We start from the raw sequence: 13,293 nt of genomic DNA on the forward strand, positions 1-13,293 counted from the left end.
GCTCGCTGTATTGCAGTGCTCGGCACCGATGCGGGCATGCTGACCTTCTTCACTCGCTCACAGGAATCACCCCATGCCCCTCGAGTTCCATCAGGTCGATGCATTCAGCGACAAGCCTTTCGCGGGTAATCCTGCGGTGATCTATCGCCTGAACCGCTGGCTCGACGATGCACTGATGCAGCAGATCGCCGCCGAGCACAATCTGGCTGAAACCGCATTCGTGGTGAAGGAGGGCGCCGCCTGGCGCATCCGCTGGTTTACGCCGACGACCGAAGTACCACTCTGCGGGCACGCGACGTTGGCCAGCGCCCATGTGCTGTTCGAGTGTTATGGCGAGGTAGGTGAGCGTATCGACTTCCTTTATGCAGGCGGCACGCTAGCAGTGAGTCGTGACAAGGATCGCCTGGCGCTTGATTTCCCCTGCCAGCGTCCGACCCCCATTGCCGGGCCTGAGGGGCTCGCCGAGATTCTCGGGCAAACGCCGCTCGCCGTGCTGGATGCCCCGCAATTGCTGGTGCTGCTCGAGTCGCAAGATGCGGTGCGTGCTTGCAATCCTGATCTGCGCGCGTTGGGCAAACTGCCCTGGGGTGCCGTCATCATTACCGCAGCGGGTGAGGCGGTGGATTTCGTTTCACGCAACTTCGCACCGGCGGTGGGTATCGACGAGGATCCGGTAACCGGCTCAGCCCATTGCATTCTTACGCCATACTGGGCGCAGCGATTGGGCAAGACCGAGTTGAGCGCCTACCAGGGCGGCAAGCGCGGTGGGTTTCTCTGGTGTCGTCAGGATGGGGAGCGGGTGAAGATCGCCGGCCATGCTCGTCTGGTGAGCAGTGGCCGACTCCATTTCGAGTGTTAGGTGTTGCGTTCCAGGAACGAGGGGGCAGCCACGCTGCCCGCTGCGGCGAACGCCACCAGGTGATCCGCCGCAATGCGAATCCCGACCTGCTCACCCGGCTGGTGATCGGCATGGCTCGGAAACAGCGCTTCGAGCTGGCTGCCAGTCGGCAATTGCAGGCGATACAACGTTGCCGCACCGAGGAAGCTCTTGCCGACGACCAGCGCCTTTTGTGAGCTTTGCGGGTCGTGGACGATATCGTCCGGGCGCAGCAGCACGTCCACGGCACTACCGAGTGGCCATGCATAGGCACGATTGCCGCAAATGCTGCCCAGTTCGGTCTGTACCTCATCCGGCGCCAGTAACTGGCCACGAATGAAGTAACCCTGGCCGATAAAACTGGCGACAAAGGGCGTCTGGGGTTCGTGATAGAGATTGAACGGCGTGTCCCATTGTTCCAGATGCCCAGCCTTGAATACGCCGACCTGATCACTGACGGCGAAGGCTTCTTCCTGATCGTGCGTCACCAGGATGGCGCTGGTGCCGCGGCTCTTGAGGATGTCGCGTACCTCATGGCTGAGACGTCGGCGCAGCTCGCCATCGAGGTTGGAGAACGGCTCGTCGAGCAGCAGCAACTGCGGGTTGGTGGCCAGTGCCCGCGCCAGCGCCACACGCTGTTGCTGGCCACCGGACAGCTCATGGGGGTGGCGCTTGCCCAGGTGATCGAGCTTGACCAGCTCCAGCAGCTCGCGGGTGACCTGCTCGCAGTCGGGCTGCTTGCGAATGCCAAAGGACACGTTCTGCGCCACGCTCAGGTGCGGGAACAGCGCGTAATCCTGAAACACCATGCCGATGCGACGCTTCTCGGGTGCCAGGGTAAAGCCAGGGCGGGAAATCACCTCGCCAGCCAGGCTGATTTCACCTTCCAGCACCGGCTCGAAGCCGGCGATGGCGCGCAGGGTGGTGGTCTTGCCGCAGCCGGACGGGCCGAGCAGGCAGCCGATATCACCCGGATTCAGGTGCAGATTGAGATTCTGCACGATGCGCTGCTCACCGTAGCCGCAACCCAGGTTACGCAGGCTCAACAGCATGGGCTGGCTCATGCGTGGTGATACGCCGGTTCGACGAGGAATTCGAGCAGTGCCTTTTGCGCGTGCAGGCGGTTTTCTGCCTGATCCCAGGCGGCCGAACGGGGATCGTCGAGCAGATCCTCACTGATTTCCTCGCCACGGTGGGCGGGCAGGCAGTGCAGGAACAGCACGTTCTCGTCGGCTGCATCGAGCAGGGCGCGGTTCACCTGATAGGGCGCGAACAGCTTGTGGCGCTCGGCGATTTCCTCTTCCTGGCCCATGGAAGCCCAGACGTCGGTGCTCACCAGGTGAACGCCGGCCACGGCCTCACGCGGGTCACGGAAGATCTTCACGCGCTCGCCGGCTTCGGCCAGCAGCGCGGCGTCAGGCTCGTAACCTTGCGGGCAGGCGACGTGCAGGTTGAAGTCGAACTGGATGGCCGCTTCTATATAGGAGTTGCACATGTTGTTGCCGTCGCCGATCCAGGCCGCGGTCTTGCCGACGATGCTGCCGCGCTGCTCGTGGAAGGTCTGCATATCGGCCAATAACTGGCACGGGTGCAGATCGTCCGACAGGCCGTTGATCACCGGCACCCGGGAGTTGGCGGCGAACTCGGTCAGGGTGCTGTGGGCGAAGGTACGGATCATCACCGCGTCGAGCATGCGCGACATGACGATGGCCGAGTCGCTGATCGGTTCGCCGCGGCCCAGTTGAGTATCACGGGGCGACAGGAAGATGGCCTGGCCACCGAGCTGGATCATGCCCGCTTCAAAAGAAAGGCGGGTACGGGTCGAGGCTTTCTCGAAGATCATGCCCAGCACGCGATTCTTCAGCGGTTCGAACAGCACGCCGCTGTTGCGCAAGCCTTTCAGCTCCATGCCGCGTCGGATCAGGCCCACCAGTTCATCCGGTGTGCAGTCCTTCAGCGAGAGAAAGTGTCTTGCGCTCATCGTTAACTACCTTTTGACAACAGGCCGTAGGTTCGTTTTTCACGGAAAAACGGAGGAACCTACGGCTGGGGGCCGCACAGTGCGACGAAACGGGGAAGCCGCCGATCTTATAAGTAAATGACGCCTACGCGCAAATCCGCCCAGATTGCCAAGTGTAACGTCCTGAAAGACTGGCCAGAGCCGCCTGATGCACGGCCCTGATGGTCGGGGATTCACGCCGAATAGGCTGCTGGTGTGGCGACCCTGAGGCGCCCATGATTGCTTTTCGAACAAAGAAGACGAGGCTGGCCATGACCACGACCCTCCATCACCGTGCGTGCCATCTGTGTGAGGCCATCTGTGGGCTGACCCTTGAGGTAGAGCACGCCACCGACGGTGAGCCACAGATACGTTCCATCAAGGGTGATCGTGATGATCCGTTCAGCCGCGGCCATATCTGCCCCAAAGCGGTGGCGCTGCAGGACATCCAGAACGATCCGGATCGCCTGCGCCAGCCGATGCGTCGTATCGGCGATCGCTGGCAGGCGATCGGCTGGGACGAAGCCTTCACCCTGGCGGCCGAGCGTCTGGCTGCGGTGCAGGCCAAGCATGGGCAAAACGCGGTAGCCGTCTATCAGGGCAATCCTAGCGTGCACAATTACGGGTTGATGACCCACAGCAACTACTTTCTCGGCCTGCTCAAGACCCGCAATCGATATTCCGCCACCTCGGTTGACCAGTTGCCGCACCACCTGACCAGCCACCTGATGTACGGCCATGGTTTTCTCATTCCCGTGCCCGATATCGATCACACCGATTTCATGCTGATCCTCGGCGGCAATCCGCTGGCCTCCAATGGCAGCATCATGACCGTGCCCGACGTAGAGAAACGCCTCAAGGCGATCCAGGCACGTGGCGGCCGTCTGGTGGTGGTCGACCCACGACGCAGCGAGACCGCTGCCATCGCCGATCAGCATCTGTTCATTCGTCCCGGGCAGGACGCGGCCTTACTGCTGGCGCTGCTCAGCACCCTGTTCGAGGAGGGGCTGTGCCGAACCAGCCATCTGCCTGTCTCCGGCCTCGATGAGGTAGAGCAGACTGTGCTGCCCTTTACCGCCGAGCTGATGGCGCCGCGTTGTGGTATTCCGGCTTCGGCCATACGCCAGTTGGCACGGGATTTCGCGGCAGCGGATAAGGCGGTGTGCTATGGCCGCATGGGCGTATCCACCCAGGCATTCGGCACGCTGTGTCAGTGGCTGGTGCAGGTGATCAACCTGGTGACCGGCAATCTCGACCGGGTGGGTGGGGTGTTGTGCACCGAGCCGGCGGTGGATCTGGTCGGCGCGACGTCCGGCGGGCATTTCGATCGCTGGCAGAGCAGGGTTTCCGGTTTGCCCGAATATGGCGGCGAGTTGCCGGTCAGTGCTTTGGCCGAGGAAATGCTCACTGCCGGAGACGGCCAGGTGCGCGCGCTGATTACCGTCGCAGGCAATCCGGTGCTGTCGACGCCTAACGGGCGGCAACTGGAGCAGGGGCTCGAAGGTCTGGATTTCATACTCAGCGTGGATCTGTACATCAACGAAACCACCCGCCATGCCGACCTGATCCTGCCATCCACCGCTCCGCTGGAGCACGACCATTACGACACCACGTTCAATCTGTTCGCGGTGCGCAACGTCACCCGCTTCAACGAGGCGGTATTGCCCAAGCCGGAGGGTGCGCTGGACGACTGGGAGATTTTCATCGGCCTGGCCAAGGCCTTCGCAGCGCAGACCGGCGCTGTGCTGAAGCCCACGCAGACTCCGCAGCAGATGATCGACCTCGGGCTGCGCTTCGGCCCCTATGGTGATCAGTCGCCACTCAAGCTTTCGCTGCAGACCCTGCGGCAACACCCCCATGGCCTGGATATCGGCCCGCTTGGCCCGAACCTGGCGGCACGCCTGAAAACCGCCGATGGCCGGGTGCAGGCCGCACCGGCGCTGTTGCTCGGGGATGTACAGCGTTTCGCCACGCAAGCTGCAGTCGATCCCGGGCAGTTGCTGCTGATCGGCCGCCGGCATGTGCGCAGCAACAACTCATGGATGCACAACTATCACCGGCTGGTGAAGGGCAAGCCGCGTCATCAATTGTTGATGAGCTTCCAGGATATGCAGCAGCGCGGGCTCAGCGATGGCCAGCGCGTCAGCGTCAGCTCGCGGGTTGGCGTGGTCGAGGTCGAAGTGCTCGCGAGCGATGAGATGATGCCGGGCGTGGTCAGCCTGCCCCATGGTTGGGGTCATGGGCGGCCAGGTGTGCAGGTGAGCATCGCCAGTGCCACGCTGGGGGCTAGCGCCAACGACCTGACCGATGAACGCCAGCTGGATCGGCTGTCGGGCAATGCGGTACTCAATGGGGTTCCGGTGCAGGTGGTCGCGGCTTGAGCGGTGCCTTGTTCGCGTATGCAGCATGGCCGAGCATTGCGCTCGGCTTTTGGTTACAATGCGTGCACCGTATCGACCCGTGAGTCGGATAGTCCAGTTCTGAGGTGCCCCCATGGAAATCATCGAAACGATCAAAGAGCAGATCGCCAGCAACACCGTTCTGCTGTACATGAAAGGCGCTCCGAACGCGCCGCAGTGCGGCTTTTCCGCTCGCGCTGCGCAGGCTCTGATGGGCTGCGGCGAAAAATTCGCCTACGTCGACATCCTGCAAAACCCGGAAATTCGCACCAACCTGCCCAAGTACGCCAACTGGCCGACCTTCCCGCAACTGTGGGTCGGTGGTGAACTGGTCGGCGGCAGCGACATCATCAGCGAGATGTACGAAAAGGGTGAGCTGCAGACCCTGATCAAGGAAGCCGTCGAGAAAGCCGGCGCCTGATCGTCTGACCTTCCCGAAATCCGCAGCCAGCAATGGCTGCGGATTTTTTTTGCCTGCACGAAGGTCAGGCGGCAGGCCGTGGCGAAAACCCGCGTTCGATCTGGTGGGCTAAAGCCCACCCTACAGCTCGCGCGCGCCCACGCTTGGCGTCCTATGACGATATCGCCGCGCTGCAGGACTAGGGTAGGGTGGGCTTGAGCCCACCAATTGGATCAGCTGCCCGTCTACGCCACCGTTACGTCCAGCACGCGAATGCAGCCGGATTGTGGATAGTGCCAATGTACCTCGACATCCCACAGGCGTACGCCGTAGCGGCGCTCCGGCTGGGGTTGCTGGTAGGCGGGGCGTGGATCCTGCGCCAGGCACTGTTCGATCAGTTCGGCCAGTGGCTCGTTCAAGCGCAGGCCGTGTTCGCGGGCCTGAGCCAATGCGCTGTCCTGCCACTGCACCTCGATCCGCACGGGAGCATCCGCAGCGATATGGTTGTGGGCGTCAGGCACGCTATCGGCGTAAGGCACATAGGGTTTGACGTCGAGCACCGGGGTGCCGTCGAGCAGGTCGATACCCGACAGCCACAATCGCCCGCTTTCGACGCGATCCAGGCGTACCACTGATTGGCCGATACCGTTGGGACGATGAGTCGCTCGGGTCGCGAAAACGCCGATGGCGCGGTTACCGCCCAAGCGCGGCGGGCGCACCTTGAGCCGGGGCGTATCTTCCAGCGCCTGATGGAAGAGAAACAGCAGCCAGACATGGCTGACCTGCTCCAGGCCCTGCACTGCATCGCCCTGATCGAACGGCGCGCATAGCTCGAGTACGCCACGCGCGGCGGGCGCCAGTTGTGGCTGGCGGGGGATGGCGAACTTCTCCTTGAAGCAAGAGCGCACATAACCGATGGGCGAAACCTGGTAGCTCATGGCGTATCAGGCGCGCAGACGCTGGGTCAGACCCTTGAGGAAGTTACGCAGGAATTGGTCGCCGCAAATACGGTAGTTGCTGGTGCCTTGCTTGCGAAACAGTGCGCTCATTTCCGGCTTCGACACGGGGCAGTCGACGCTGCGCATGATGGCGTGCACATCGTCTTCTTTCAGCTCGAAGGCCACACGGAGTTTTTTCAGCACCTGATTGTTGGTCACCGGCAGTTCCAAGGCCGGTGCGGCGCGGCTGTCATCCTTGCCGCGCTTGAAATACACCAGGCCATCGAGTGCGTGGGCCAGCAGTTCGTCGTCACAATCCTGGTAACCGGGTTCGTCATCCTTCTTCAGTACCGCAGTGATCTCTTCAACGGTCACCGGCTTACCACCCAGCTGAACGATTTCGGTCAGTTGGGCGTCGCTGACATCGAGCATATAGCGCAGGCTGCGCAGCACATCATTATTGAGCATGAAAATTCCTGATTGGAGAGGCCCACGTTAAAGGGGAGGCCGGAAGAATAGAGGTTAGAAACGTTCTTTGACGCCCATATAGCGCCACTGTCCGGGCTGCACCTTGGACATCGGTACGCCGCCGACTCGGATGCGTTTCATGCCCAGCACCTTGAGGCCCACGGCGTTACACATGAATACCAATTGGCCGGGCAGCGGATTTTTCAGGGCGAAGCGCAGGCGGGTTTCGTTCTGCCAACTGACCTTGCAGGGCGCCAATGCGGTGCCGTTGAACACCAGGCCATGGTTGAGGCGTTTGAGGTCACGATTCGACAGCTCACCGCTGACCTCGACCACGTATTCCTGCTCCAGCTTGCTCTGGTCGTCCTTGAGCTTGCGCTCGATACGCCAGTCCTGCGTCAGCACATGCAGACCGTCGGCGCCTGCCTGCAGGGGAATGCAGGGTGTCAGGTTGCTGAAGTGACCCTTGAGCGTGCGCTGCTCGGAACGATCCTCCGGCCAGCGGCTGTCCGGGCCGATCTCTTCGGCTGCGCGTTCGGGAAAGCGTCCGCTGGGAATGTGCAGCAGCAGGGTGACCGGCACCAAAGGTTCGGCAACGGCATCCGGAAGCAGTACTACAGCTTCGTCGGTCACCTTGCGCTGAGGTTCGTCAACCACTTCACCATTGACCGTGACCCAGCCGCCCTCGATATACAGTTCGGCCTCGCGGCGTGAGCAGCCGGTCAGTTCGATCAGGCGTTTGGAGAGGCGTAGGGGTTCGGTCATGGCAGGACATCGTCGGCGAATAGATACCCATTGTACCGCCGTGAGGCGCGTCATGCGCGTGGCATGAACAAAGCCGGGCAGGGCGCCCGGCTTTCAGGTTCTGCCAATCAGAAAATCAGCGAGAAGATGCCGATCACGACCAGCAGGCCGATAAGGAAGATGATACCGATGGTGCTGCCGAGGAACTTCAGCATGGGGGCGACTCCTGTTTTCGTCCGTTCAGTATTGGGACTGGAGTGGCGCTGGCATCGTTCAGGGTAAATCTGCCCTGCGGCCATTGCGGCCGCAGGGGAGAGCGGGCTAGCCGCCGAGGTAGGCGTCACGCACCTTGGGATCATTCAGCAGATCATGGCCACTGCCTTGCATGACGATCCGGCCGTTCTCCAGCACATAGCCGCGGTCGGCCAGCTTGAGCGCCTGGTTAGCGTTCTGCTCGACCAGGAACACGGTCACACCGTCCTTGCGCAGCTGTTCGATGATGTCGAAGATCTGCTGGATGATGATCGGTGCCAGACCCAGAGACGGCTCGTCGAGCAGCAGCAACTTGGGCTTGCTCATCAGCGCACGGCCGATGGCGAGCATCTGCTGTTCACCGCCGGACATGGTGCCGGCACGTTGTACCAGGCGCTCTTTCAGGCGCGGGAACAGGTGCAGCACCTTGTCCAGTTGCTCCTGATTGTCCGCCTTGCTGCCGAAGAAGCCGCCCATGGCGAGGTTTTCCTCGACGGTCAGGCGAGCGAACACGCGGCGGCCTTCCGGCACCACGGCGATGCTCTTGCGCATGATCAGCGGGGTTTCCATGCCGACCAGCTCTTCACCCTGGTAGCGGATGCTGCCGCTGGTGGCCTGCGGAGTGCCGCACAGAGTCATCAGCAACGTGGACTTGCCGGCGCCGTTGGCACCGATCAGAGTGACGATCTCACCCTGGCGCACTTCCACACTGACGCCGTGCAGCGCCTGGATCTTGCCGTAGAAGGTGGAAACGTTGTCGAAATACAGCATTACGCTTCCCCCAGGTAGGCTTTGATCACGTCCGGATTGTCGCGGATCTGCTCCGGCGTGCCGTCGGCCAGGGGCGTGCCCTGGTTGATCACGAAGATGTGGTCGGAAATGCTCATGACCAGCTTCATGTCGTGCTCGATCAGCAGCACGGTCACGTTGTACTCGTCACGCAGCACGCCGATCAGCGCTTTCAGGTCGTCGGTTTCCCGCGGGTTGAGACCCGCGGCCGGCTCGTCGAGCATGAGGATGCTCGGCCGAGTCATCATGCAGCGGGCGATTTCCAGGCGGCGCTGCTGACCGTAGGCCAGGGTACCGGCGGTGCGGTTGGCGAATTCGGTCAGGTTGACCTGCTCTAGCCAATGCGCCGCGTAATCCATGGCCTCGCGCTCACTGCGGCGAAACGCCGGGGTCTTGAACAGGCCGGACAGAAAGTTGGTGTTGATGTGGCGGTGCTGGGCGACCAGCAGGTTTTCCACCGCGGTCATTTCCTTGAACAGGCGAACGTTCTGGAAAGTACGCACCACGCCCTTGCGAGCGATCTTGTGGCCCGGCAGGCCTTCGATCTGTTCGCCGTTGAGGCGGATGCTGCCCGAGGTCGGTTTGTAGAAACCGGTCAGGCAGTTGAATACCGTGGTCTTGCCGGCACCGTTCGGGCCGATCATCGACACAACCTGTTTTTCATTGACCGAGAGGCTGACCCCGTTGACGGCCAGCAGGCCGCCAAAACGCATGGACAGGCCGCTCACTTCTAGAATCGGGCGGCTCATCGTTGTTTCAACTCCAGGTGTGGGCGCTGCATGGGCATGAGGCCCTGCGGACGCCAGATCATCATCACGATCATGGTCAGACCGAATATCAGCATGCGGTACTCGTTGAAGTCGCGCATCTCCTGCAACAGGGTCATCACGATGGCCGCGAATATGATGCCGAGCTGCGAGCCCATGCCACCCAACACGACGATGGCGAGGATCATCGCCGACTCGATGAAGGTGAACGACTCCGGCGTTACCAGCCCCTGACGAGCAGCGAAGAAGCTGCCGGCAAAACCGGCGAAACTGGCGCCGATGGTGAAGGCCGAGAGCTTGACCGTGGTCGGGTTGAGACCGAGGGCACGGCAGGCGATTTCATCTTCGCGCAAGGCTTCCCAGGCGCGGCCGATCGGCATGCGCATCAGGCGGTTGATCACGAAGATGGCCAGCAGCACCAATAGCAGGGCGATCAGATACAGAAAGATCACCTTGTAAGTGGAGTTGTAGGCGATGCCGAGGAAGTCATGCAGGGTCTGGCCGCCATCCGGCGCGCGACGATCCAGCGACAGGCCGAACAGTTCCGGCTTGGGAATCGAGCTGATGCCGTTCGGGCCGCCGGTGATGTCGGTGAGGTTGCGCAGCATGATGCGGATGATTTCGCCAAAGCCCAGGGTCACGATGGCCAGATAGTCACCGCGTAGCCTGAGTACCGGGAAACCCAGCAAACAGCCGAAGGTGGCCGCCATCAGGCCGGCTATCGGCAATGCCGTCCAGAAGCCGAAGCCTGCGTACTCGGCAAGCAGCGCATAGGTGTAGGCACCCACCGCGTAGAAGCCGACGTAACCCAGGTCGAGCAGACCGGCGAGGCCGACCACGATGTTCAGGCCGATACCCAGCATCACGTAGATGAGGATCAGTGTGGCGATGTCCACCGCCGCGCGGGAGCCGAAGAACGGCCAGGCCAGCGCCACGACGAACAGCGCGAGCATGATCCAGCGCTGCACGCTGGGCAGGGTCAGCGAGTTCTTCAGGTTCTGCGGTACGCCCGGCAGAACGCTTTTGAGCTTGTCACCGCCGAGCAGCAGATCACGCAGCACCAGGTGCCAGACGAACAGTAGCGCGGCGGCGATGCCGATGGTTCACAGGGTCTTGGCGCTGGCGCCTTGTACCTGCAGGCTGATGCCGACGACGCTGAGCTTGAGGCCGAGGATCGGGTAGGAGATCAGCAGCAGAAGGATGCTGCTGAACAGGGCGGTCTTGAGGTTCTTGCTCATACCTTTTCAACCTCCGGACGGCCGAGGATGCCGGTCGGGCGGAACAGCAGCACCAGCACCAGCAGGCTGAAGGCGACGACATCCTTATATTGGTCACCGAAAATATCGGCGCCGAAGGCTTCCGCCACACCCAGCACCAGGCCGCCAAGCACGGCACCCGGGATGCTGCCGATGCCGCCGAGTACCGCGGCGGTGAATGCCTTGATACCTGCGAGGAAGCCCAGATGCGGGTTGATCACGCCGTATTGCATGCCCAGCAGCACGGCGGCAACGGCTGCCAGTGCAGCGCCGATGACGAAGGTCAGGGCGATGATGTTGTTGGTGTTGATGCCGAGCAGGTTGGCCATCTTCAGGTCTTCGGCGCAGGCGCGGCAGGCGCGACCCAGGCGTGAGCGCGAGATGAACAAGGTGAGGCCGATCATGGTCAGGAAGGTGACCACGAAGATCAGCACCTGCATGTAGGAAATCACCACACCATTCATGGCGCTTTCGCCAAACACGAAGTTGCCGGGCAGCGGGTTGGTGATGGCTTTGTCCTTGGAGTCCTGAGAAAGCATCACGGCGTTCTGCAGGAAAATCGACATGCCAATCGCGGAAATCAGTGGGATCAGCCGGTTACCACCGCGTAGCGGCCGGTAGGCGACCCGTTCGATGCTGTAGCCGAGGGCACTGGTGACGATGATGCTCGCCGCAAAGGCGCAGATCATGATGAGTGGCAGGCTATCGAGCCCCATCATGGCCAGCAGGGTGATGGCGATGAAGGCGACGTAAGAGCCGATCATGTACACCTCGCCGTGGGCGAAGTTGATCATGCCAATAATGCCGTAGACCATCGTGTAGCCGATGGCGATCAGGGCATAGGTACTGCCGACGGTCAGACCGTTGAGCAGCTGTTGCAGGTAGTGGTAAAGATCAGGCATTGCCTAACTCCTGGGTTGTCGCGCACGGCAGCGCTTGTGGCGCAGCGCGAAACCGGAATTCTTTCAATAAACAAAGCCCACTGCAGCAGTGGGCTCTTGGTTCAGAACCTGCTCATGATTCGCTGCGCGTCGGCCCTGCTGCGTTAAGAGCAGGCTCGGAATGCTCATGTACAAAAGTACACTCCGCTTCCTCGCCTGTTCTTGCCTTGCATGGCGCTAGCTCGCTAGCTCATGAATCAGCTTCTTCGGCGGGGTGACTTACTTGGCTTCGGACTTGGTGCCGTCCTGGTGCCATTCGTAAACCACGAAGTTGAAGTCCTTCAGGTCGCCTTTCTCGTCGAAGCTGAGGGCGCCGGTCGGGGTGTCGAAGGTGTTAGCGCGCAGGGCGGCAGCTACTTCGGCGGTGTCGGTGCTACCGGCTTTCTCGATGCCGCCGGCAATCACTTGAACGGCAGCGTAGGCTGGGAACACGAATGGCCCACTGGAGTCTTCGTTCTTGGCCTTGAACGCGTCAACCAACGCTTTGTTCTTCGGATCCTGGTCGAAGGATTGCGGCAGAGTCACCAGCATACCTTCGGAGGCTGAACCGGCGATGGCCGAGATTTCCTTGTTGCCTACGCCTTCCGGCCCCATGAAGCGAACGTCCAGGCCTTTTTCCTTGGACTGACGCAGCAGCAGGCCCAGTTCTGGGTGGTAGCCACCGTAATAGACGAAGTCCACACCTTGTTGCTTGAGTTTGGCGATCAGCGAGGAGAAGTCCTTGTCACCGGCGTTGATGCCTTCGAACAGGCCAACTTTCACGCCTTTGGATTCCAGGGTCTGCTTGACCGCTGTGGCGATACCTTCACCGTACTGTTGCTTGTCATGGATGACAGCGACGTTCTTCGGCTTGACGTGGTCAGCGATGAAGTTGCCGGCGGTTGGGCCTTGCAGGCTGTCCAGACCGATGGTGCGGAAGATCAGCTCGTAGCCACGGGCGGTGATTTCCGGGCTGGTAGCGGCCGCGGTGATCATCAGGATGCCTTCGTCTTCGTAGATGTCCGACGCCGGCTGAGTGGAGCTGGAGCACAGGTGGCCAACGACGAATTTGATGCCATCGTTGACGATCTTGTTGGCAACGGCCACGGCTTGCTTGGGATCGCAGGCGTCGTCATAAGTCACGCCTTCGAGCTGAGCACCGTTCACGCCACCGGCCTTGTTGATCTGTTCGATGGCCATCTTGGCACCGATGAACTGCATTTCGCCGTACTGGGCAACAGCACCGGTCACCGGGCCAGCCATGGCGATTTTGATGGTGTCGGCGGCGACCGAGTAGCTGGCAGCGCCAGCCAGGGCCATAGCGGCGAACAGCTTGGAAATCTGCTTAGTAGCGTTGTTCATTAGTGCTCCACTCATTGTGTTCATTGTTGTAGTTCTGGCAGCCAAAGCAGCAGAACCGGAGTCGACTTTTCCGGCCATACCCCCGGCAACTGTACCGATACAGTGTAGAGCGCTGATTTGCG

13 protein-coding genes and 1 pseudogene are annotated in these 13,293 nt (G+C 61.4%); 3 read left to right on the forward strand and 11 right to left on the reverse strand.

Annotated elements, in window-relative coordinates:
- Nucleotides 1-73 precede the first annotated feature (73 nt).
- Nucleotides 74-859, forward strand: coding sequence for a PhzF family phenazine biosynthesis protein (locus ACZ0AI_RS00200; RefSeq protein WP_463564039.1), 786 nt, complete (start codon nt 74-76; stop codon nt 857-859).
- Here the strand turns inward: ACZ0AI_RS00200 and ACZ0AI_RS00205 are convergent.
- Together ACZ0AI_RS00205 and argF are read right to left on the reverse strand one after the other, a co-directional pair.
- Nucleotides 856-1,941, reverse strand: a complete 1,086-nt coding sequence (locus tag ACZ0AI_RS00205; RefSeq protein ID WP_463564040.1) for an ABC transporter ATP-binding protein — start codon at nt 1,939-1,941, stop codon at nt 856-858. The genes ACZ0AI_RS00200 and ACZ0AI_RS00205 overlap by 4 nt on opposite strands.
- The gene (gene argF / locus ACZ0AI_RS00210; RefSeq protein WP_042555016.1) at nt 1,938-2,858 is read right to left on the reverse strand and encodes an ornithine carbamoyltransferase; all 921 of its coding nucleotides are present in this window, start codon (nt 2,856-2,858) and stop codon (nt 1,938-1,940) included. The genes ACZ0AI_RS00205 and argF overlap by 4 nt, the downstream gene beginning before the upstream one ends.
- A 290-nt stretch (nt 2,859-3,148) precedes the next feature.
- Here argF and ACZ0AI_RS00215 point away from each other — a divergent pair, with 290 nt between their 5' ends.
- Together ACZ0AI_RS00215 and grxD are read left to right on the forward strand one after the other, a co-directional pair.
- A complete protein-coding gene (locus tag ACZ0AI_RS00215; protein WP_463564041.1) occupies nt 3,149-5,257 on the forward strand; it encodes a molybdopterin-dependent oxidoreductase in 2,109 nt (702 codons plus the stop codon).
- A gap of 112 nt (nt 5,258-5,369) precedes the next feature.
- A complete protein-coding gene (gene grxD, locus ACZ0AI_RS00220; protein ID WP_463564042.1) occupies nt 5,370-5,696 on the forward strand; it encodes a Grx4 family monothiol glutaredoxin in 327 nt (108 codons plus the stop codon).
- Between the two features lie 224 nt (nt 5,697-5,920).
- Here grxD and tsaA read toward each other — a convergent pair whose 3' ends face one another.
- The 9 genes and pseudogenes from tsaA to ACZ0AI_RS00265 form a co-directional block, all read right to left on the reverse strand.
- Nucleotides 5,921-6,613, reverse strand: coding sequence for a tRNA (N6-threonylcarbamoyladenosine(37)-N6)-methyltransferase TrmO (gene tsaA, locus ACZ0AI_RS00225; RefSeq protein ID WP_463564044.1), 693 nt, complete (start codon nt 6,611-6,613; stop codon nt 5,921-5,923).
- Between the two features lie 6 nt (nt 6,614-6,619).
- On the reverse strand, nt 6,620-7,081 hold the full coding sequence (locus tag ACZ0AI_RS00230) for a YehS family protein (protein ID WP_225834254.1): 462 nt from the start codon (nt 7,079-7,081) through the stop codon (nt 6,620-6,622).
- 54 nt (nt 7,082-7,135) lie between these two features.
- Nucleotides 7,136-7,846, reverse strand: a complete 711-nt coding sequence (locus ACZ0AI_RS00235; RefSeq protein ID WP_463564045.1) for an rRNA pseudouridine synthase — start codon at nt 7,844-7,846, stop codon at nt 7,136-7,138.
- A 107-nt stretch (nt 7,847-7,953) separates the two neighbouring features.
- On the reverse strand, nt 7,954-8,124 hold the full coding sequence (locus ACZ0AI_RS00240) for a small membrane protein YohP (RefSeq protein WP_225834250.1): 171 nt from the start codon (nt 8,122-8,124) through the stop codon (nt 7,954-7,956).
- A 22-nt stretch (nt 8,125-8,146) separates the two neighbouring features.
- Entirely contained in the window at nt 8,147-8,848 is a 702-nt protein-coding gene (locus ACZ0AI_RS00245) for an ABC transporter ATP-binding protein (protein ID WP_042556484.1), read from the reverse strand.
- Nucleotides 8,848-9,615, reverse strand: coding sequence for a high-affinity branched-chain amino acid ABC transporter ATP-binding protein LivG (livG, locus tag ACZ0AI_RS00250; RefSeq protein WP_463564046.1), 768 nt, complete (start codon nt 9,613-9,615; stop codon nt 8,848-8,850). Before livG ends, ACZ0AI_RS00245 begins: the two co-directional genes overlap by 1 nt.
- Nucleotides 9,612-10,871: pseudogene (locus ACZ0AI_RS00255) on the reverse strand (high-affinity branched-chain amino acid ABC transporter permease LivM). Before ACZ0AI_RS00255 ends, livG begins: the two are co-directional and overlap by 4 nt.
- A complete protein-coding gene (gene livH / locus ACZ0AI_RS00260) occupies nt 10,868-11,791 on the reverse strand; it encodes a high-affinity branched-chain amino acid ABC transporter permease LivH (RefSeq protein WP_225834246.1) in 924 nt (307 codons plus the stop codon). Before livH ends, ACZ0AI_RS00255 begins: the two are co-directional and overlap by 4 nt.
- Nucleotides 11,792-12,049: 258 nt before the next feature.
- Nucleotides 12,050-13,171 (reverse strand): branched-chain amino acid ABC transporter substrate-binding protein, encoded by a 1,122-nt coding sequence (locus ACZ0AI_RS00265; protein WP_463569917.1) that lies wholly within the window; start codon nt 13,169-13,171, stop codon nt 12,050-12,052.
- Between the last annotated feature and the right edge of the window lie 122 nt (nt 13,172-13,293).

It is taken from the genome of Pseudomonas sp. AC355 (genome assembly GCF_979258205.1).